This is a genomic window from Chitinophaga sp. 01L420, from assembly GCF_056399985.1.
In genome coordinates, this window is the sequence record NZ_JBFTSK010000012.1 from 93,357 (window position 1) to 115,109 (window position 21,753).

The following is a 21,753-nucleotide window of genomic DNA, read 5'->3' on the forward strand; positions in this document are numbered from 1 at the left end:
CACATCTTTCCAGCATGTCTACTTTTCATAATTCGCTATCCGGTAGGGGGCTAGTTTTGTGCAACAAACGTTTTTTATGAAAGCAGCTACAGAACGTAAGACGATCCGCTGGTTACACATTATACTCAGCATTCCCATCCTGGGATATATCTATGGGCCGGTAGCAGACAATCCGCCTGCTGCCAATGCAGTACGTTGGGTGTTTTTGCCGGTGGTGGTATTAAGTGGTCTTTGGATGTGGAAGAGACATTTGCTGAAGAAGAAGTTAAACAGACAGAGATAGCCGTTACCACTTTAGCCCCCACTTATGCAAATCATCAATTATCTGCAATAACTCCATACCCTTTATGGTTGGGGTATATACAATCTTCATGGGTGCTTTTTCTTCTAATATGGTTTTGTGTATCAACTGGTCTGTGACCAGCTCTGAAAGGCGCTTACCTAATATTTGATCTGATAGGGAAGGAAAAGCATTTTTGAGAAGACTAAACTGACGTGTGCCTCTGGCGATGCTATGCAAGATCGGCATTTTCCATCTTGTACTGATGTTTCGCAGCACCTCATTCACTTCACATTTACAGCTTAGTACCACCAGGTTGTTGGCATTGGATGTTCCCGCTTTTAGTTTACTCGACATAATGAATAAGAATTGATACTCACTTTAGGGTGAGTTATTGAATGACCAAATGTGCAAGGCGACATTTGCATTCACAAAAATAAAACATTATGAAACTAAAATTAAGTAACGCATTGTCATTTTACTTCCTGCTAATTTTATCACTTTTTGTTTTCCAGGCAAATGCCCAGCCGGTGATAAAGCCGCCGGTTTTTGTGTTGGTACACGGTGCATTTCACGGAGGCTGGTGCTGGCAAAAAGTGAGTACGCAACTGCGCGCAAAAGGGGATATCGTTTATACACCAACGTTGAGCGGTCTGGGAGAACATAAAAACACGTTGAATAGCCATGTTGATCTGAATACTCATATTGCTGATATTGTTAATTTGATTGTATCGGAAGACCTGCACAATGTCGTCCTGGTGGGTCATAGTTACGCGGGTGGCGTTATTGCAGGTGTTGCAGACCGTATTCCGGAAAGATTGTCAAAACTGGTGTTTCTTGATGCCATGCTGATGAAAAATGGGCAAAGCGCACTCGACGTGAGCCCGGAGGATATCCGCGAGCGCTTTATTAAATCCGCTAACCAATTTGACAAAGGGTTAAGTCTTCCGTTTTTATCAGCTGAGTTCTTTGGCATCACCAATGCTCATGATGTTAAATGGGTGAATGAACGTTTAACAAATCAGCCTTTTAGAACTTTTATGCAGCCGCTGGTACTAAAACATCCGTACGGTAATCACCTGCCTCTTACTTACATTGCCTGTACAAATCCGGAACTCCGTGCCATCCGGCCATTTGCAGACGAAACAAAGACCAGCAAGGGCTGGAAGTACCTCGAGCTGAAAACAGGGCACGATGCCATGATGACCATGCCGGTTGAACTTGCCCAAATGCTGGAGTCGTTAAAATGAGCCATATCAGGACCTCAGCGGTACCAAAGCTGGGGTGGTTACGGTAAGAYCCGATTTGCACCGGATAATTCCAAAATGTAACAATTAGGTAATAATATGCATGCAATTTACAGGTATGCGAAAGCAATTAGTATTTGCATTATATTTATACCTCTTTTGAAAGTCATGCATAAAAACTCTAGAAGTGCAAACCATCAAGGAAACAACCCACAACACACTGTTATTTGATCGTGACTATTGGAATAGTCAGCTCCCAGTGCTCAGCAGCGAATACCAGGGAGCCAACCCTTATCCGCATATTGTATTAGAAAACTTCCTGAACCCCGATGTATTGGACAAGTGTGTCCAGGAGTTTGATAAATTGAATGAGGCGGATGGCTGGATCAATTATGTTCATTATAATGAAAACAAGGCAGGGCTGAATAAGCTCGATCTCCTGCCGGCGTCTATTAAACGGACCATTAATGAACTGAATTCTCCTGAATTCCTTGAATTCCTCAGCACCCTGACCGGAATAAAAGGCCTTATGAAAGATGACCTCCTCGAAGGGGGCGGCATACATCAGTCAAAAAGGGGCGGCTATCTTAATATCCATGCCGATTTCACGGTGCACCCGCATCATCGTCGCTGGCAGCGGCGGGTAAATGTGCTCGTATACCTGAACAAAGACTGGGAAGAAGAATGGGGAGGCAAACTGGAACTTTGGGACACAAAAATGGAAGCTTGCGAAAAGAAAGTGCTGCCTGTTTTTAATCGCTGTGTTATTTTTAATACAGATGCTGATTCCTTCCATGGACACCCGGAACCAACCACGTGCCCTGAGGACCGGTACAGAAGATCTATTGCTTTGTATTATTATACGGAGGAAGCCCAACCTTTTCGCAGAGCGACTCATTACATGGTACGTCCCGGAGAAGAGAAGAAAAAATTTATGGTGAAACTGGATAATGCAATGGTGGCTGTTTATACAGAGATCAAAGGCATGCTGGGATCAAACGATAAAATTATAAGTAAAGTGCTGCGGTTCTTTTCCCGTAAAAAGTAAAAGAATACCGGCTGAAAATAATAATAGTAAAGGCGTTGGATACATTCCAACGCCTTTACTATTATTATTTACTTTCGAATAGTTCGGTTACTTAGACGGCACCTCCCTCTTCAAAAACACAAATCCATTTTTACGATATAGCTCTTTCAATGAAGTATGCACTTTATATTGATCTACCCTATCAATTTTTGTTACAAAATAAGCAGGTTTATCAATATCTCCCGTCAACAACCAGGCTTCATCATAAGAATTCTGATTCACCGGTTTCTCTTTATGAGTATAAAAGAAAGGTGCATAGCTCCAATAACCTAATGTGGTTACATAGCAATCTTCCCCTTGCCTTTGCTCGAAAAACTCAATAGCAGCAGCCTGCGAATACTTTTCTACTTTGGGAACAATGATCGCTGCCGCCAGGAAAATAACAAGGCCCGTTCCAACAAAATAAGTGGTGGCCGCATTGGTGAATGCATGCTTTTTCAACTGCCTTATTCCCACTATAATAGTTACTACCATCAGGATCCCCACTATACCTTCCCAACCACTCCAGGTTACATCAGCCGCCATATTTGCCTGGGCAAATGTATCGTGAACATAAGGGATCAGTTGCTTGATATTTAATGCGATCAGCGCAACAGCCAGCAATACCAATGCGATGATTCCGCCCAGTATCGTTGTTAATACACCCACATATTTTTTATAATCCATTTCCTTTCTGTCCCATTTATAAAAGGAATAGGCTGCCAGGAAAGTAATAGGGAACCAGGCCAAAGAGGAATAGTGAATAATGCGCGATTGTACAATCGTGAATAAAAGCGTTACTACCCAGAACAACAGCAACATCCAAATCTTAAAATCTTTATCAAACCTGCTGCTGTAGCGCGCTTTAAAGAAAGCTGGGATGGCAAAAAGAGAAGCCGGGAAACATCCGACGAGCAGCACTACATAGTGATACCCGAAAAAGCCCGCCTGCCCCGCATCGTGGGTGGTAAAGAGACGATACTGGTACTTTAAAAACTCTGTAATGAACCAGGGCCCGTTCTTGGCCGTTTCATATCCGTACCAGGATGAGGTAACCAAAGAAGCGACCACCAAAAACAAAAGGGCATGCCACCAGTTAAAAAAGAACCTGAACCGGTTATAAATAAAATAACACCCTAACACCATCAGGAAAACCATCAATGCCACCTGTCCTTTGGTCAGAATGGCAAGTCCCATATAAATGCCTGCCCAAACAGCATAGTATACCGGTTTTTTGTCTATACCCTCCTTATCAAATCCATTCTGCTTCCAGTTATACAAAATAAAATAGTACAGTGAGAGGAAGGTAAACAGGTTAAACCATGGATCAATAATACCGGATTTGAAGTACATATTAGGGAAAAGCGATCCTCCGAAAGCAAGCGCCCAGAGGACTCCAAACTTTTTATCATATAATCTTGTACCACAAAGAAAAAGAACAATAAGGGTAACGATCCCGCAGAGCGCATTGGGGAAACGTGCTGCAAATTCATTGATCCCAAATATTTTCATGGACAGACTTTGCATCCAGAAGAACATCGGTGGTTTTTCCCAGAAGGGCTTGAAATTGACATAGATCCTGGTATAATCGTCCAGCTTCAGCATTTCCCTGGAACACTCCGCAAAATTTATTTCATCCCAATCAAATAAATGCACCCGACCAAGGAAAGGAATGAAAAAAAGCGCTGCAATCACTGCCAATAATAGGATACTTGATAGTTTAGTTGTACGCATATGCACCGTATGTAAATGGTTGTATTGAACAAATATATGTTCATATACTATCATTTACAAATTATGAATTCTTTTTRGGCACACTGGTGAAGTACATTTCTTCAGGAAGACAGAACAATCTATATGATTTGGCCAGATTTTAGGGAGTAGCATCGCAATTTAATTTATCCGGTTAAGTTATATAGTTAAGATCCTAAATTGCAATATCCATAGTTAAGAAAGATGACATTGACAAAGTAGAGTAGGTCTTGTATTTAATTATATTTTAGGTCATTTGATAAAATGGTGAAAGTATCTGGAGAAAAAGCTATGCAAGTGAGATATTTTATCAGAATAATTTCTATTTTAGCCCTTCATATCTATAAAACACCTTTGTGTATTTGGCAAGTGTTGCTTTATATGATCTATATACTGCGGGTATATATCATCTTTAATTTGTTTAGGAAAGAAATAACCATTTTGTAACCCATTTACTTATCAAATATGAAACCCTCAGCTGCTAACCCTATGCGAGTTTTCTATTCAATATTCTTAATGCTTAATCCGCTCCTTGCAAGTGCGCAATGCTCATGTCTCGAAAACCTGGACAGCTTATCCAATAGCGTTGAAGTAAACTATATTGCTTTTCAAAAGAAGATTGAGGCTAAAGGAGGATATACTCTTTTCCTCGATAGTTTAAGGGAGCAGGCAAAGGTAGCTACAGATTTTAAGTGTTATGAAAATGTTCTGAAAGCGTATTTGACATATTTTAACGACCCGCACTTAAAGTTAAATTTGGTAGCAAAGGGTAAGAACATCGAGGTAATTAAATCATACTTCAAAGACTGGCCAGTTATCTCTATCACAAGAGATAGTATAATCCGGTATTTTAATCTTAATAAACCAAATCCTATTGAAGGTATTTGGCAATTAAAATCACTTAAAACAGATATTGCAATATTTCGAAATGATTATAATAAATATGTTGGAGTAATTTTGCAGGCTGATAGCATCCTATGGAACGTTGGCCAGGTAAGAATGGAGTTGATGAAAAATGGCGATGCTTTCGATATCAAATATTATAGTAAAGATCATACACCGATACATACAACTGCTTACCTGCAAAGAAATACGTTAATTATCCAGGGGATTAACAGCTGGCGCAAAATTTACCCAAATGTCGCATATTCAGAACCTGCCGAGGGAATTAGGTTTGAAACGATAGGAAAGGATGCAGGCGTGATTGCAATTAATGATTTTTTGATTGACAAAAAATCATTAATTGATAGTGTGATTAAATCTAACGATAGTCTAATCTCCAATAGAAAATATCTGATTATAGACCTTCGAAATAATGGTGGAGGCCACATCATGTCGACATTTTCAATATTACCATATTTGTATACCAAACCGGTAAAAATGGATGGTTTGCAAGTGAAATCATCTCCGGAAAACATACAAATTTACAAGGAACTAAGAAATGCAGCGGGGTTTTCGGATGAAGATAAACAAGCTTTCGACTCAATTATATATAAACTGGAGAATCATCCAAATGAAATCGTCACGACATCCGGAGCAGGTACATTTGTTCTTGACAGTACTAAATCTAATCCCTTAATCGTTGGGATTTTGGCTAACGAAACAACATTCAGTGCTGCTGAATTATTTATCTTATGGGCGAAGCAAAGTGATAAAGTTATTTTATTTGGAAGGAGCACTGGTGGCGCCCTTGATAATACTGAAATAGGACGCACCAGGCAATTGCCTTGTTCTGTATTTTCATTTATATGCCCAATGGGTGCAGGCGATCATTCCAGCTCGCCCTACATTGATAATATTGGTATTAAGCCAGATGTCGAGTTGGATTATGAATCATCTGATTGGATTGAAACAGTCTACAATTACCTAAAGAATATCCGTTAATGTAATGCCGGGATTAAGATATGGTATTTAATACGAATGCTTTGCATACTTTTTATAAAAATTGTGCATGAATGCCTCGTAGAGGCCATACAGCATGAATGACYAGTGATGCATATAATTAGCGCTACCAAAGGTACCTTCAATAGACTCGGGTAACAACCCATATTTATTACGCATATCCACCCGGCCCAGCATTTCACCGGTATCTACATCTACCACATCGATTGTTCCAGAGTTTAAGTCCGGAAGGTTTAGCAGGTTGTTCTGAATGGCAACAACCGACTTTCCTGATTTCGTTTTAAAGAAGGCCATGTGGTGGGCACCTCTATTGGCGGGTAAAGTTTTCAGGAGTTTCATTTGCGGTAGTTGACTGATATCGAATACAAGTACTTTGCCTGGTTGAGCAAATGATACGTATAAACGTTTATCATCTGCTATGTAAAATTCCAGTGCCCAGCCGAGGCCCATAGTAGACCCTTTCAATACCCGGTTAAAATCATGATAGGTATTGCGGCTGGCATCGTAGGATGATATCCAGATGTCTCCTCCAAGCATGGTATTAGCCAGTGCATAGGGAGGAAACCCATTCCTCAATAGTAGCACTTCCACGGGGCTGGAAAGGTCTTTGGCGCTATCAGCAACCTGATATGTTTTAATGATCTGATAAGTGTTCATGTCTATCAGGGTACAGGTATTGCCAACACCGGAAGTGAGATCAGGGTGAATAGTGCTGGTCACCATGGCGAGTTTCTTATCTTCATAAATAGAAATGCCATGAGGATACATAATAAATTTATCGGGATGTGCATCGATAGACCTACTGATTGTTTTTACCAATTCATTTGTTTGGGCGTTAAATACACCTACGCTTCCATCGTGTAAACCTCCGTGCCCTCCCATGAAGGTAACCCAGTATTCGCCGCTTTTTGTGAAGAAGATATCTTCACCCACCCTATTTCCATGTGTATTGACTGGTGTTACGGTATGAATGATAGGATAACCATCCTTGTCCCAATCCATTTTTAATTCGTAGAGATAATCTCCTCCTAAAGCGGTGGTGAAGAGGCGTTTTTCATCTCTGTTAAAGTAGAGATGGTGGGGGAGTACGCTTACGCCGATTTCTGTTTTAGAAAGTATATTTCCAAAATACGGAGAGTCAGGGTCCAGTTCCATTGTCAGGACACCATCTTTTCCAGCTCTAAGATGTCGATAGTCAATAAAGAAAAGTGTTTTTTGTTTTAAGGATGGATCCACTGCTTTTTTGCAGGAGGGGCATATGGTTATAATGCCCAGGAGTATAATGGTAGTAATACGTGTGGGAGTTTTCATATGTTGGTGGCTTATGGAGCAAATGTATTATTTCCACCACGAACGATCATTGCAGTCTGTTTATTTTACTGATATACTGATGCCATTATTCACTATTGAGTATTAATTTTATCATAGTTAGTACTGCTAAGTAATATTTTTAGTCTTATTTATTCTTACAAAGAGTGAGCCATGAAACAGTAATTCCACGATCGTTTATTATTTAACTATTACGTTTAAAAAATGTTTATCGGAAACTATGAAATGAGCTTGTATTCATTGTAGCCAGCGTATGTAATATTCCTGTAATTCAATTTGCATTATTTAAAACTAAAATTAACCCACCATGAGTACCGGATTGTCTGCCCAGGAATACTGGGATAAAAACTCACATGGCAGAAAGAAATGGGAGTCAGTCATTAATTTCTTCCTTAATCCTGTGAGTAAAAAATTAATTGAAAATCTTCATTTAGCTTCTTCTATGAACGTGTTGGATGTTGCAACAGGAACTGGTGAGCCAGGACTGACTATTGCAGCAATGCAGCCGGATTTGCTGGTAACAGGCACTGATATTTCTGAAAAGATGATAGCGATTGCCAATGAAAACGCAAAGGAGAAGGGGTTGTATAATTATAGGGCAATCAGGTTTGATGCATCATTTATGCCATTCCCTGATAATCTTTTTGATGCGATTGTCTGCCGCAACGGGGTCATGTTTTTCCCCCATGTATCTGCTGGCCTGAAAGAAATGCATCGTGTGTTGAAAGTAAACGGTTGGGTGTCGGTATCTACCTGGGGTGTTTTGGAAAAAAATCTCTGGATCAGCAATGTGCTGGACGCGATCACAGAATTAACACATCATAAGTCTTACAACAGGCACAAACCGGGTATGTTTTATTGCATGCAACCAGGAACGATGACCGATTGGTTTGAAACGGCGAACTTTGAAGACATCACAGAGGAAGAGATAACAGGAGTCGTGGAATTCAGTTCCATGAACGACTACTGGCTATATGTAACTACTGTAAGTGCTGATGTAATGAACGCACTAAAAGGTATTCCCGACAATATGGTGGATATGATCAGGGGAAATGTACTTGATAAGATTCGTAATCACGCTATTAGTGAGAAGATATATTTTCAGTGGAGTATGCGGGTTACAACCGCAACAAAACATTGAAGTTAAAGACCCCAATTTAAGTTTGAAAAAAACTGAGACCATCTTTCATTTTTACAGCAACCTGGAAAGCTCCACTATTTTGATGAATGTAGCTATAATTTTGACCCTTTAACCGGATTACAGAATTGATTTGATAATTTTCAATTTTAGTAAATAGCTATATGAAAGGTTTAATAAAATGGAAGCTTAACAGTCAGATATTTTCGGTGATATTGGGTGCGTGGATGCTTTTGGGGTTAAGCATTGAAAAAATCGCGGCTCAAACAATTGCGTATACTACCGGCCAATGGGATCGCCGTGAATTTGGTAATCACCGGGTTGTCATAGCAGTGAATGATAATGCTCCAGCTGTACAGGTGCATATACCCTGGCGACGGTTGGATGATCCCAGGCATAAGTCTGTTATCCTGGTAGATGCTTCCAGCGGGAAATTGATACATAATTTTAGTTTCCTGGCTATCAATAAAGAATTTTCCGACTTCATTTTCGAGCCATCCACAGGAAAGGGGAAATATTATCTGTACTATTTACCCTACAGGAATACAGGCAGCTGGTACTTCCCAAATACGGTCTATCCAACTGCAAAGGAAACGGCAGATTCCCAATGGATCGCAAAGTTTAAAGGCAAAGCATTGTCTCAGGCGCAGGTACTTCGTTTTGAGTCTGTAACTGAGTTCGATAGTTTCGATCCTATGGAAACCGTCGCCACTGCGAGAGAAGTAGAAGAATTGCTGCTCATTAACAGGAAGAATGATTATCTGCTTTTCCCGGAAGACAGGAAACATCCTATCCGGATGGATGCTGATATCCCATTGCGTTGGGTACAGCGAAAAGAGGGCGAACCCTTTAACGCTACCATACTGCGAAACGAATTCTTTGCCTTTCAGTTGGGGATATATACGCCATTCAGGGATCTGCGAAATGTGCACCTGGTATTTACGGATCTGCGGAGTAGAGGAGGAGAAAAGATTCCCGGATCGGCCATCCGTTGTTTCAACCTGGCCGGGGTAGACTGGCTGGGTAAGCCATTTACCAAGGAGATAAGTATACAAAAGGGTAAGATTCAACCAATGTGGATCGGCGTAGATGTTTCATCAGCTACCAGGCCGGGAGTTTATGAAGGAGAGATAGAAGTGCTGGCAGAAGGCGTTGACAAGAGAACGCTGAAGATCAGGTTCGATGTACAGGATTCCCTGCTTGTGGACCGGGGCTACAATGAATTGTTCAGGATGGCGAGATTAAATTGGCTGGATTCGAAGATCGGGCTGGACGACAGTTTATATAAACCGTATACACCCGTTCAGCTACAGGGCAATATCATTCGGGTTTTGGGGCGGGAGCTTCGATTTGACCGCTATGGTTTACCAGACAAAATCACCAGCAATTTCTCCGGCGCTAATGACAGAACAGGAGGACCAGCCAGGGATATTCTCAGCGGCCCAATGCGGTTAGTGGCTTCGCATAATAACAAAGAGCTGATCTGGAAGGGCGGAAAACCTGTTATCACGTTGAAAACGGAAGGGGCTGTGAGTTGGAAGACCAACTTGCATAATGGACAAACCCTTCTTGAAATCGCTGCAAAAATGGAATGCGATGGGCATATCGACTACCAGGTAACGCTAACAGCAGGAGAGGACCTGGCACTTGATGATATTCAATTACAAATTCCCTATGCATATCAGGCAGCCACTTATATGATGGGGCTGGGCCGTAAGGGCGGAAAACGCCCTGAACATTGGGATTGGAAATGGGATAAGCAACTGGCCAACAATCAGCTTTGGCTCGGCGATGTGAACGCCGGACTTCAATGTAAGCTAAAGCATGAAAGCCCGGACTGGTCCTTATACAATTTTAGTAAGACAGGGACCTATAAAGATTGGAGTAATGAGGGACTTGGTGGATGTACCTTAAATGATGAAGTGCAGGACAAAGGCAGGGTATTATTTAAAGCTTTCACAGGAAAGAAAATGCTTCGGAAAGGCCAGACAATACATCTCAATTTCGGATTACTCATTACGCCCGTTAAGCCGCTGGACAACAATCATTGGGATGAACGGTATTTTCAGGCTGACCCTCCGATAGATAACTGGAGAAAAGAGGCGATGAATAAAGGTGCAACAGTAATGAACGTTCACCAGGGAAACCTGCTGAACCCCTACATCAATTATCCATTCATCGCTACGGATACATTAAAGAGGTATATCAATGCAAACAGGAAGTTCGGAATAAGGACCAAGATATATTATACAGTCAGAGAACTGAGTAATTACGCTGCAGAACTCTGGGCGTTCCGGAGTCTTGGTGATGAAATTTTTACTCCCGGTCTTGGCGCTCAGCTGGCCGACCAATTCGCCGATGATGGCCTTGGTGGAAATTTATATGCAAAAGGAGGTCCATGGCTGGTCGAACATCTCCGGACCAGGTACGATGCTGCCTGGCATACACCTCTGGAGGGAGGCGAATATGACATGTCTATCCGCACACAAGGTCTCTCGCGTCTTCATAACTATTACCTGGAAGGCCTGGGCTGGCTGGCCCAAAATACAGGGATGAGGGGGATCTACCTGGATGGCGTGGGCTACGACCGGGAAATCATGAAGCGGGTTCGGAAAGTACTTGACAGGTCTGCCGATAGCTGTTTGATCGACTTTCACTCTGGTAACAATTTCAGTGCTTCCTATGGGATGAATAGTCCTGCCAATCAATACATGGAGCTTTTTCCCTGCATCAACAGTCTTTGGCTGGGCGAAGGATATAATTATGATGAGGGCCCGGATTATTGGTTAACAGAAATGGCGGGTCTGCCCTTTGGGCTGTATGGAGAAATGCTGAATGGTTGCGGAAACGCCTACAGGGGCATGCTTTATGGGATGACTTCCCGTCTTGGCTGGGTTGGTTGCGACCCTTCTGCAATATGGAAACTCTGGGATGAATTTGGCATCCGGCAATCCAGTATGATCGGATACTGGGACCCCGGTATTCCTGTCAAATGCAACCAGGATGATGTTAAACTTACTATCTACCAAAAAGAAGATAAAATATTAATCGTTTACGCCAGCTGGGCTAAGGAAGATCGCCATATCCAATTATCACTGGATTGGAATGCCCTGAAGATGACACCCGCAGCGGTTTCTATTTATGCACCGGCAGTAAACCGTCTTCAGGAAAAACAAGTGTATACCCATCTCAATGACCTCCATGTTCCTGCCGGCAAAGGAGGTTTTATCATCATTGAGAAAAAACAGTAACGCTATTCAAACATCGAATTCAGGCTAACACCGGGTGACAATAGAGCATGCTGCATAAGATAGCAGGCTTATCTTACGCAAATAAAGCATTGATCTTGGATAAGATTGTACACATACAAAGGAAGCCAATGTAGTAAATTTAGCCGTCTGTCAATGTTTCAGACAACTGCTAAAAATGTAAAATGAAAAAACGATTAGTTCTTATTCTTTGCTGTGTCATAATGTCCCTTTCCTTATCTGTTTCTGCTGAAAAAATCAGAGACGCAAAAAAGATAGTTGCTCTTTTGAGAAAGTCGCGGGCATATTGCGAGGATGCGGCTGAAAACCGTATTGATAACAGCTCTTTAGTGATAACCAGGAGCTGGGACCACCAAATGGTTCGTTCGGCGGTAGTTAACAATGGCACACAAGCCATCTATGTCAATAATATCGTGTTATTTGAAATAGAGGGGGCTGTACTGGACAGCAGTAGTCAGATTTATGGTGAAGGATTCCAGATGTTGTCACAAACCGGGGGGAGCTTAGGGCATCCTCAAAACATTGGCGGTTATACGGATGAAGGACACTATAAAGTAGTAGGACCCCATCATATGCCCACTGCATATGGCATGTTTAATTTAACCTTACCTGGTGGTGAATGTTTAATGTTGGCTTTTTCCTCCTGCCAGCGCTTCATGGGGCGTATCAGTTTTTCAGCAAATAAGATCATCGTTTCCGTAGATGTAGAGCATTTAAAATTAGCACCCGGACAGCGGGTAGAACTGGAAGATTTTATGGCACTGGCCGGAACCGATAAGAATTTGCTGTATGACGAATTAACCAAACAGATTGCTTTAAAACATCCGCCAATTTTTGGAAAGCAAGTGCCTACGGGCTGGTGTTCCTGGTATTGTTATGGCCCTTCTGTCTCTCAAAAAGATATTCGTGAAAACATGCTGGGTTTTGCCGCTAAGTTGCCGGCAGTGAAATATATTCAGATTGATGATGGCTTTCAGCCATATATGGGGGACTGGCTGGATGAAAATCCGAGGTACGGTTCACTGGAAAGTACGCTGGCGGAAATTAGAAATGCTGGTTTTACGCCCGCTATATGGCTGGCTCCTTTTATTGCGGAAAAAAAATCGAAGTTATTCACCGAACATCCTGACTGGTTTGTAAAAGACAGCACAGGGCAGCCGCTTAATTCGGCTACCGTCGGATTTGGCGGTTGGCGTAATGGCCCCTGGTATGTGTTGGACGGGACCAATCCACATGCGCAGGAATATTTAAAGTATGTGGTTAGAACGATGCGTGAAAAATGGGGCGTACAATATTTTAAGCTGGATGCCAACTATTGGGGTGCTATCCACAAAGGGGTTCATTATGATGCCAACGCAACCCGGATCGAAGCTTATCGCGCCGGTATGAAAGCCATCCTGGAAGCCTGTGATAGCAATACCGTTATCCTGGGATGTAATAACCCCATATGGCCTTCATTGGGTTTAATAACCGCCTGTCGTACGAGTAATGATGTATCAAGAGACTGGAATTCTTTTCAATCAACCGCCAGGGAAAACCTGATGCGTTCCTGGCAAAACGGGAAATTATGGTATAACGATCCGGATTGTTTAGTATTGGGGCCAAATGATAATTCCGGGACGGAACTTACACCAAATGAATTCTTGTTTCATGCAACGGTGGTTCATGCTGTTGGTGGTTTGATGCTGTTGGGTGATAAATACGCCAGCCTCTCGGAAAAACAATTTGATATTATCCGGAAACAGTTACCTCCCGCAGGTAAAAGTGCACGTTTTACAAATGACAAATTTGAAACAGGATGTATGGATATGGGTGCGGAACAATATTATTATTTTCTGAACTGGGATGACAGTAAGCCGGTTTCGCTGAAGATAAAATTAAAATCTAAATCGTCATTGGAGAATTATTGGTTGGGTACCGACCTGGGTGTTCATGATGGAACATACCAGGTTAAAGACTTACCCCCACATTCAGCGTTGTTAATAAAAGCAAAAACCATAAATTAATGAATTCTCAATTTGATAGTATGGAGGTGCGTGTTTGTAAGTATTTAGCAGGGCTGTTATTGATGATTGTTGTAGTGAGTGCCAGGGCAGAAGGTGTACATAATGATGAATTATGGTATGTCAAGCCTGCCGGAAAATGGGAAGCCGAAGCCTTACCCATTGGTAACGGGAGAATGGGCGCCATGCTTTATGGCGGCGTTAAAACCGACAGGATACAGTTTAATGAACAGAGTCTTTGGAGTGGAGATAACAATTGGGACGGAGATTATCAGACAGGGGATCACGGTTTTGGTTCGTATCGCAATTTTGGGGAGTTCGTAATAGATTTTAATCATGGGGATATTGCCACCACATATCAACGTTCCTTGAATATTCAAACCGGCGTTCACACCACATTTTTTGAAATAGATGGCACCCGTTTTCGGCGCGAAGCTTTTGCCAGTCATCCTGACCAGGTAATTGTTTTCAGATATACAGCCAGTAAAATGGGGGCTTTGTCTGGTAAAATTTCCCTGCAATCAGCACAGGGGGCCGTGAGTACTGCGGATGCAAATGGATTGAGTTTTCTGGGCGAAATGCCTAACCACCTGAAATATGGAGCCAGGCTTCATATCGCTAATGAAGGTGGTAGTGTTTCACTGGAAGGCAATACATGGGTGTTTCAAAATTGCAATACGATTATTGTTTACCTGGATGCACGCACCAATTATAAGCCTGACTACAATTCCGGGTGGCGTGGTGCAGATCCGATGCCCTTGGTTGAGCAGGAAATAGCGGCTGCTCAAAAATCCGGGTATCAAAAATTAATCAGCCGCCATACGAAAGATCTCACCCATCTTACAGCTGCCGCAGTTATTGATATAGGGAAAACAACCAATGATTTGCTTGTATTGCCCACAGATATCCGGTTGGGAAAATATGCAGCTGGTGGTGCCGATCCCGACCTGGAAGAAACCATGTTCCAGTATGGTCGTTATCTGTTGGCCAGTTGTTCCCGCGCAGGTGGATTGCCAGCCAATTTGCAGGGCTTGTGGAACAACAGTAATACACCAGCCTGGGCTAGTGATTATCATAACAACATCAATATTCAGATGAATTACTGGGGAGCTGAATCCACCAATTTATCTGATTGTCAATTGCCTTTGATAGACTTCATTAAAGCTTTCCGGGAGCCGTGCCGTATCGCTACTCAAAAAGCTTTCGGGAAGGATGTACGTGGCTGGACCGCCCGCACCAGCCAAAGTATTTTTGGTGGTAATGGCTGGGAATGGAATATTCCGGCCAGTGCCTGGTATGGTCAGCATGTGTTTGAGCATTGGGCTTTTACAATGGACAAGGAATATTTACGTACTACGGCGTATCCTGTTTTAAAAGAGATTTGCGGGTTTTGGGAAGATCAGCTTAAGAAAATGCCCGATGGTATGCTGATGGTGCCTAATGGTTGGTCGCCGGAGCATGGCCCCAGGGAAGATGGGGTAATGCATGATCAGCAGCTGGTATGGGATCTTTTCCAAAATTACCTGGAAGCTGCAAAAGCACTGGGTATCGATTCGTCATATCAGGCGAAGGTGGCAGATATGCAGGCACATCTTGCACCCAATAAAATCGGGAAATGGGGGCAGCTACAGGAATGGCAGGAAGACAGGGACGACCCGGATGATCAGCACCGGCATACTTCACACCTGTTTGCAGTATATCCCGGTCGTCAGATCAGTATGACCCTTAACCCCGATCTGGCAAAAGCCGCCATTATTTCTTTACGCAGCCGTAGTGGGAACTACGGGAAAAATGTAAACACAACTTTTACGGTGGAATCAACCGTTGGAGACAGTCGCCGCTCCTGGACCTGGCCCTGGCGCTGTGCTCTATGGGCACGACTGGGTGAAGGCGAAAAGGCGGGTATCATGCTGCGTGGGTTACTTACTTATAACACCTTACCTAATCTCTTTGCGAATCATCCGCCTTTTCAGCTGGATGGTAACTTTGGCATCAGCGGCGCCGTAGCAGAAATGTTAATACAAAGCCATGCCGGTGAAATTCATTTGCTCCCGGGGATACCTTCCAGCTGGGCTGCTAATGGATCTTTTAAAGGCCTGAAAGCACGTGGGGGATATACGGTAGATTGCACCTGGGAAAACGGAAAAGTTACGAAGTATAAGATCAGCTCAACAGAAAGAAAAAAAGTATGGATTCGTGTAAATGGAGAGCGGAAACTGATAGTAAGCGAAAGAGGATAAAGCCATGAATTGCCGGTAAAATTTTAAGTATGATAAGAATATACATAATAGCATCCTGGTTGAATGTACTCCTATGGTCTTTGATAGGCTTGTTTACTATTGGGAGTATTGTTTTAAGCAGCAATGTGCTGATGATTAACCTTACCATTGGAACCGTATTTTTATTAATAGCGGCATTGTTTTTTTTTAAGGCTTTTTTTCTCGTAAAAGGTGTAAGAAATGGAGAAATAAGTAGTAAAGGGAAGACATCTTTTTCAAAATATCTGATGAGCGATTTAATATTGACAGCAGGAACGATATTATTTTCATCGATCGTTTTTTCTGCTGTTTTACACAGAATATTTCTGGAAGGCCATCCTATATTTGGATAGCATAAAGATGGGGAAAATAATAAGGTGCTGGCAAACTATTGCCGGCACCTTTATTATAAGAGATCTATCGTTTGAAATAAATACCAGGCTTATTTTAACTTGTCAGCAACATTCCACACTTTCAGATCCCGGATGCTTCCTTTAAAAGCATGAACGGTATCTCCTATATTTTGTAAGGGAAAAAACAGGGTCTGTACCTTTGTCATGGAATCTTTGGTACCGGCAAAACTGATCCGCTGTGCATTCAGACTTTGCAGCAATTTACCATCCACATATAGGCGTGTACCTTTATGGTCGCCACTGATGGCTAATGTTGTCCATTTACCTGCAGGCACTACATAATCAAATACATAGTCATATCCTTCACGGGAAAAGCCCAGTTTTCCGGTTTGCTGCTGCTTCAGTTTAACAGTGGATCCCGGGGAACTAAACAAGGTGGCGTTCGGACCATTATTGATATCTGGTTTAATGGTAAATGCAACCGTATAATTATATCCAATTTCCTGCACAGGTGTTTGAGCGAAGCTACTGCCGCCATTCAGCTGCAGGCCATCTTTTCTGTTACCCGAATGGACGGTTTTAACGATATGCCTTTTATTGCCTGAACGGTCTTTGCTGTTGCCCTGGCGTAGGTCGTAGTCTAATACAAGGTCTGTTTCGCCGGCTACTTTTCCGCGCATATTAGCGCCCGGACCTTCTCCGATAGCGGAAGCCTTTTGGGCAAAAACATCGTACTGTTGTGTGGTATCCGTGCCACGCCACATTTTCTGAGATAACACCTGCATCGCGGGGAATACCCTGTCATGCACATCTTTTTGCGTGATGCCATTACCTACCACATCATTCCAAACAGCAAAGGAGCCTCCTTTGATCTGTGGGTCCTGATCTTTGAAGCGCACATCTCCCACCTGAACAGGTTCCCATTTCTTGTAAAGCATGGGCAGGTTGAGATAGTCATAATAATAGCCGGCAGCAGGAACAATATAGAGCCATCCATCCGGAGTAGAGATGATATCATATCCTGCTTTTTTCATTTCCACGGGATCAGCATAGCCATTGTACCAAACGTTCATGGTAACACCTTTCACTTTTACGGGAGTGTTGCCTTTGGCATGAGTAAGTGCGCCCCATAGTCTTGCTTTTTTGCCGTAGCGTTCTACCAGTCGTATGTAGTGATCCGTAAAAGCACGAAACTGCTCTGCGGAAGATTTATCATATTCGTCGGTGCCTATGTGGACTTCCGGACCAGAGAACACGGGATCCGGTCCTTCCAGGTATTCCATGAAAACACTGTCAATGACCTGGTAGGTAACCGGGTTATCGAGGTCCAGATGGTCCATACCAAACTTTTTGCTGCCTATTTCCGGTCGCATATGAGTGAACGCGAGCGAATGTGCCGGCACATCAATTTCGGGCACTATATTCACGCCATAGGACGTAGCCAATGACTGCAGCTCTCTGAACTCCTGTTTAGTATAGGATCCGTCTTTTGCGGTCAGGTTTGGATAAGTATCACTTTGCAGACGGAAGGCTGCATAGGTGCTATCCCAGTTCTTGCCGAAGTGTTTATAAAAGCCGTTGTCATTAAGGTGTATATGAAAATCATTCATTTTATAGTAAGCCATCAGCTTCACATACTGACGCAGGAAATCAAGACTGAAAAATTTCCGGCCGTCATCCAGCACAAACCCACGGATTGCATAGCGGGGATAATCTTTGGTGGTGCCGGAAGGGAAATGAAGGTGCTGTTTATCCTGTTCCAATACCTGTAAAAGCGTGCGGGTACCCCAAAACAAACCGCGCGTATGCAGGGCCGAAATATGGAGGGACGCAGGGTTTGCTGTCAGCAAATACCCTTCCTGGCCCAATGTTGTATCGGTAGCATGCAGACTGAGGAAGATATCGCCTGTGGCAGGAGCACCTGTCCTTATCGGGTATGGAGCATTGTTGGTGAGCAGTTGCAGATCTTTTTGAAGAATTTTTGCAGTAGCAAGCAGTTGACTGGCGGAAGTTTCTTCAATTACAATAGCTGTTGATGGTTGAAGCGTGAACTGTCCGTAACCGCCTTTCCATTCCTGCAGGTTGGGAATCACAAAGGGGACCGGGTTGGCTGCTCCTGACTGGGCACTGAGTATAAACGTCCTGCAAATACAGGTGGCAATGAGGAAGATTTTTTTCATATGTTCTTTTGATACTGATGATGCTTCGTTGGGAATTTTTGTTGAGTGGTGCTAAATTCCTGTTCACTTAAATATACAAAGAACATAAAAGTCAGCGAGAAATTAGCCTCTACTCAAAAAAAACACAGGTATCTGTGCCTGACAAAGAAAAGGCCCGCCATGGCCTGCCGGGGAAATGATACCGGTGCGGCCTGGCGGGCCTTGTTTGAATAACCCGACTGCAAATTATTGTTATTGCAGGTATGGATAATGAAAAAAAGATTGATCAGAGATGACTACTTCGTTATCTTTTCCAGTTCATCAAGCGTCCAGAGCTTATCCCTGCCGGTTACTTCTGATCGGATCTTCCGGACATCATCTACTTCCACTATCGGCGATTTACCTTTATCGTATTTTCCGAAGTTGTAGCGTACATAGCTTAAAATGGAAGCTACCCATTCATCGGTATTGGAAGCGCCGAATGGAGCCATTACATCAGTGAATGATTTGCCATCAATAGGCCCTGATAAGCCATTGAGCAATATTTTAGTCATCAGCGCTTTGTCGCCGCTTACACGATTGGAACCTACAAATGGTGGTGCTGCTGCGCTGCCGCCACCAACGATGATGCCTTTACCATCAGGCCCGTGGCAGGTAGAGCAGAGTTGTTTATAGATATTGGCACCATTGAGGATCAGGTTACGATGTGCTGCCGGCATATTTGCAAGACGACTACCAAATAGTTTGGTATTGGCATTTACTTCTGCGCTGTGGGCCGCACTGATGAGCATGTTCGGATAAGCGGAGGCATTTATCATGGCCTTTTGTATGGTCATGGCTCCGGGAGATTTAGTGCTGGCCAGTGAAAGTACCAGCTGCACCTGTACGGCGGCGGAAGGATCATTTTGCATGGCTGCTATATGATTGCGTACTTCTTCATCATCTTTCTTTAAAAAAGATTCGCTGATCCATACAGCAGCTTTTCTTACCTCCGCGGCGCTATCTTTCATCGCCGTGAACAAAGTTTGTTTATCTATAGCGTTTAGCCCTTCAAGGGTCCACAGTGCATGAATACGCGCCAGGGCACCGGTGTTTTTTCCGATGGTAGCGTGCTTTCCAATGGCAATGGTTTTAAGTTCAGGGACAACGGAGAGATCACCATTGGCGATGATTTCTTTTTGTGCATTTTCCCGCCACCAGCCGTTGGGATGGTCGAGACAGGCCATCAGTTTATTAGCCAGCGCATCGAGTAATTGTGGTTTTTCATCGGCTTTGTAATTATCATGTATCAGCCGGTAGATGCGACCGCGTCCGATATTTTTCTCCAGTCCTTTTTGCAGAATGCGTGGGCGTAGAAAACTACCTTCCGCTGTCCAGGTAGCTTCCTGGATAATTCCATGGTACATGTCTACGATATAGAGGCAACCATCAGGACCGGTAGCTGTGTTTACCGGCCGGAAGTTCATGTCATAGGAAGTGATAAATTCCTGGTGACCTTCATAGGCATTTTTCAGGATCGTTTTACCACCTTCATCTGTTATTTTTGCACGCCTGATTAAGCGGCCAACTGGTTCGCATATCAAAAGATCTCCCTTCAGGTCTGCCGGTAATGCATCTCCTCTGTAAACGGATTGCCCACAGGCAGCGGTGAAGTGATTAAGGGTAGTATCTGCACGCAAACGTTTTAATCCGCCCTGCACATCCGGGGTGGCAATGATAGGCCATACTGCGAGAAAGTCTTCGTTGTATTGATCCTGGAAATTCAGGGAGCCATATGCCGGATTAATCTGAAATCCCAGGGCCGGGATCTCCGCTCCTGCAGCTGAAAAGAACAGACGTCCATAGTCGTCGTTACCAAGTCCCCATTGTCCGCCCGGTGAATTTGTCAGGGTGTCCGGAACCAGCTTACCTTTGGAATAGCGGTATCTTACCGGGTCACAGCTCACATATATCCAGTTATCCAGGTTCCATACCAATCCGCTTTTCTGGTGTTCCAGGTTACGGGTATCCGGTCTGTTATTTTTGTAAACCAGTTCTTTGCTGTCTGCTATACCATCTCCGTTTGTATCCGTATAACTCCAGATGTTGTAAGTAAAAGTTTCATTTACCAACAGCTTGTGACCAATGCAAAGCATCATACGGGGTAACACAAGACTGTCGATGAAAATACTGCTTTTATCCATCGTGCCGTCTCCGTTGGTATCTTCCAGCATGGAAATACGACAGATAGGCTGTTGTTGGCCGGTACCATTGATGTCCTGCATGTAGGTCCGCATTTCCGCTACATACATACGTCCGTTACCGTCCCATACAATAGCTACCGGCTCCTTGGTCATAGGCTCACTGGCTACCAATTGTAAGTGATAACCGGCAGGAACCTGTATAGATTGCAGGCTTTCTTTAGGTGATTTATAAGCGGGAGATGGAGATGGATTCACCAGGATGTTGCCGGCCGCATCCCGCTTAATACGGGTGCTTTTTTCAGCCACCTTACATTGATAAATAAAAAGACTGAAACCAGATAGCGCAGCTATCACCCATATTTTCTTTTTCATGGTAGCTGAACTTTATTTGGCTTTTAAAGAGAGTATGTAGGTCACCATTTTTTTTACATCTTCCTGCTGGAGAGCCGGATGGGGACTCATTGGGACACCTCCCCAGTTACCTGCGCCACCCTTGATAATTTTAAAAGATAACAGTTCGAGGTTGGCAGCTGTATATGGATATTTTTTCGCTACATCTGAATAGGCAGGACCCACAATTTTTGTATCTGTTTTGTGACAGGCAAGACAATCAGATTTGCTCAGCAACTGTTTGCCCTCGTCAATATCCTGTTGCCTGATAACCGGAGCTGTCTGCTGCTTTGGTTTTGTGATGGGCGCTTTCTTTACAGGCGGCGTTTTTGCACCGGATGATTTAGTTTGCGCATTTACATGTAGATTACCGATGATGGAGATCAGTAAAACAGGAAGAACTAATTGTTTCATATTCTAATAA

At 43.2% G+C, this 21,753-nt stretch carries 15 protein-coding genes; 9 read left to right on the plus strand and 6 right to left on the minus strand.

Annotated elements, in window-relative coordinates; genetic code table 11:
• Positions 1-76 precede the first annotated feature (76 nt).
• Entirely contained in the window at positions 77-283 is a 207-nt protein-coding gene (locus AC1DP6_RS13870) for a hypothetical protein (protein WP_477055362.1), read from the plus strand.
• A gap of 3 nt (positions 284-286) precedes the next feature.
• On the opposite strand, the gene AC1DP6_RS13875 is transcribed toward AC1DP6_RS13870, so the two are convergent.
• The gene (locus AC1DP6_RS13875; protein ID WP_477022245.1) at positions 287-637 is read right to left on the minus strand and encodes a winged helix-turn-helix transcriptional regulator; all 351 of its coding nucleotides are present in this window, start codon (positions 635-637) and stop codon (positions 287-289) included.
• 89 nt (positions 638-726) lie between these two features.
• Between AC1DP6_RS13875 and AC1DP6_RS13880 the strand changes: the two genes are divergently transcribed.
• Together AC1DP6_RS13880 and AC1DP6_RS13885 are read left to right on the plus strand one after the other, a co-directional pair.
• A complete protein-coding gene (locus AC1DP6_RS13880; RefSeq protein WP_477055363.1) occupies positions 727-1,530 on the plus strand; it encodes an alpha/beta fold hydrolase in 804 nt (267 codons plus the stop codon).
• Between the two features lie 184 nt (positions 1,531-1,714).
• Positions 1,715-2,575 carry a 2OG-Fe(II) oxygenase gene (locus AC1DP6_RS13885; protein WP_477055364.1) on the plus strand — a complete coding sequence of 287 codons (861 nt, stop codon included), beginning with the start codon at positions 1,715-1,717 and terminating at the stop codon, positions 2,573-2,575.
• 87 nt (positions 2,576-2,662) lie between these two features.
• Here the strand turns inward: AC1DP6_RS13885 and AC1DP6_RS13890 are convergent, their stop codons facing one another.
• Entirely contained in the window at positions 2,663-4,327 is a 1,665-nt protein-coding gene (locus AC1DP6_RS13890) for an ArnT family glycosyltransferase (protein WP_477055365.1), read from the minus strand.
• Between the two features lie 483 nt (positions 4,328-4,810).
• Here AC1DP6_RS13890 and AC1DP6_RS13895 point away from each other — a divergent pair, with 483 nt between their 5' ends.
• On the plus strand, positions 4,811-6,229 hold the full coding sequence (locus tag AC1DP6_RS13895) for a S41 family peptidase (RefSeq protein ID WP_477055366.1): 1,419 nt from the start codon (positions 4,811-4,813) through the stop codon (positions 6,227-6,229).
• 27 nt (positions 6,230-6,256) lie between these two features.
• On the opposite strand, the gene AC1DP6_RS13900 is transcribed toward AC1DP6_RS13895, so the two are convergent.
• Positions 6,257-7,558, minus strand: coding sequence for a YncE family protein (locus AC1DP6_RS13900; protein ID WP_477055367.1), 1,302 nt, complete (start codon positions 7,556-7,558; stop codon positions 6,257-6,259).
• A 325-nt stretch (positions 7,559-7,883) separates the two neighbouring features.
• Here AC1DP6_RS13900 and AC1DP6_RS13905 point away from each other — a divergent pair, with 325 nt between their 5' ends.
• The 5 genes from AC1DP6_RS13905 (at position 7,884) to AC1DP6_RS13925 (ending at position 16,597) form a co-directional block, all read left to right on the plus strand.
• Positions 7,884-8,717, plus strand: coding sequence for a class I SAM-dependent methyltransferase (locus AC1DP6_RS13905; RefSeq protein ID WP_477055368.1), 834 nt, complete (start codon positions 7,884-7,886; stop codon positions 8,715-8,717).
• A 161-nt stretch (positions 8,718-8,878) separates the two neighbouring features.
• Positions 8,879-11,965, plus strand: coding sequence for a glycoside hydrolase domain-containing protein (locus AC1DP6_RS13910; protein ID WP_477055369.1), 3,087 nt, complete (start codon positions 8,879-8,881; stop codon positions 11,963-11,965).
• 284 nt (positions 11,966-12,249) lie between these two features.
• Positions 12,250-13,989, plus strand: coding sequence for a glycoside hydrolase family 36 protein (locus tag AC1DP6_RS13915; protein WP_477055370.1), 1,740 nt, complete (start codon positions 12,250-12,252; stop codon positions 13,987-13,989).
• Complete coding sequence (locus AC1DP6_RS13920) at positions 13,989-16,226, plus strand: glycoside hydrolase family 95 protein (protein ID WP_477055371.1); 2,238 nt, start codon at positions 13,989-13,991, stop codon at positions 16,224-16,226. The genes AC1DP6_RS13915 and AC1DP6_RS13920 overlap by 1 nt, the downstream gene beginning before the upstream one ends.
• A gap of 29 nt (positions 16,227-16,255) precedes the next feature.
• Positions 16,256-16,597, plus strand: coding sequence for a hypothetical protein (locus AC1DP6_RS13925; RefSeq protein ID WP_477055372.1), 342 nt, complete (start codon positions 16,256-16,258; stop codon positions 16,595-16,597).
• A gap of 89 nt (positions 16,598-16,686) precedes the next feature.
• Here the strand turns inward: AC1DP6_RS13925 and AC1DP6_RS13930 are convergent, their stop codons facing one another.
• The 3 genes from AC1DP6_RS13930 to AC1DP6_RS13940 form a co-directional block, all read right to left on the minus strand.
• A complete protein-coding gene (locus tag AC1DP6_RS13930) occupies positions 16,687-18,777 on the minus strand; it encodes a family 20 glycosylhydrolase (protein ID WP_477055373.1) in 2,091 nt (696 codons plus the stop codon).
• Between the two features lie 275 nt (positions 18,778-19,052).
• Positions 19,053-21,311, minus strand: a complete 2,259-nt coding sequence (locus AC1DP6_RS13935) for a DUF7133 domain-containing protein (protein WP_477055374.1) — start codon at positions 21,309-21,311, stop codon at positions 19,053-19,055.
• 12 nt (positions 21,312-21,323) lie between these two features.
• Positions 21,324-21,743 carry a c-type cytochrome gene (locus tag AC1DP6_RS13940; RefSeq protein ID WP_477055375.1) on the minus strand — a complete coding sequence of 140 codons (420 nt, stop codon included), beginning with the start codon at positions 21,741-21,743 and terminating at the stop codon, positions 21,324-21,326.
• Between the last annotated feature and the right edge of the window lie 10 nt (positions 21,744-21,753).

What these genes read in the sequence shown, in the direction of transcription:
- AC1DP6_RS13870 (WP_477055362.1), top strand. Translation starts at nt 77, where the DNA reads ATGAAAGCAGCTACAGAACGTAAGACGATCCGCTGGTTACACATTATA.
- AC1DP6_RS13875 (WP_477022245.1), bottom strand. Translation starts at nt 637, where the DNA reads ATGTCGAGTAAACTAAAAGCGGGAACATCCAATGCCAACAACCTGGTG.
- AC1DP6_RS13880 (WP_477055363.1), top strand. Translation starts at nt 727, where the DNA reads ATGAAACTAAAATTAAGTAACGCATTGTCATTTTACTTCCTGCTAATT.
- AC1DP6_RS13890 (WP_477055365.1), bottom strand. Translation starts at nt 4,327, where the DNA reads ATGCGTACAACTAAACTATCAAGTATCCTATTATTGGCAGTGATTGCA.
- AC1DP6_RS13895 (WP_477055366.1), top strand. Translation starts at nt 4,811, where the DNA reads ATGAAACCCTCAGCTGCTAACCCTATGCGAGTTTTCTATTCAATATTC.
- AC1DP6_RS13905 (WP_477055368.1), top strand. Translation starts at nt 7,884, where the DNA reads ATGAGTACCGGATTGTCTGCCCAGGAATACTGGGATAAAAACTCACAT.
- AC1DP6_RS13910 (WP_477055369.1), top strand. Translation starts at nt 8,879, where the DNA reads ATGAAAGGTTTAATAAAATGGAAGCTTAACAGTCAGATATTTTCGGTG.
- AC1DP6_RS13920 (WP_477055371.1), top strand. Translation starts at nt 13,989, where the DNA reads ATGAATTCTCAATTTGATAGTATGGAGGTGCGTGTTTGTAAGTATTTA.
- AC1DP6_RS13925 (WP_477055372.1), top strand. Translation starts at nt 16,256, where the DNA reads ATGATAAGAATATACATAATAGCATCCTGGTTGAATGTACTCCTATGG.
- AC1DP6_RS13930 (WP_477055373.1), bottom strand. Translation starts at nt 18,777, where the DNA reads ATGAAAAAAATCTTCCTCATTGCCACCTGTATTTGCAGGACGTTTATA.
- AC1DP6_RS13935 (WP_477055374.1), bottom strand. Translation starts at nt 21,311, where the DNA reads ATGAAAAAGAAAATATGGGTGATAGCTGCGCTATCTGGTTTCAGTCTT.
- AC1DP6_RS13940 (WP_477055375.1), bottom strand. Translation starts at nt 21,743, where the DNA reads ATGAAACAATTAGTTCTTCCTGTTTTACTGATCTCCATCATCGGTAAT.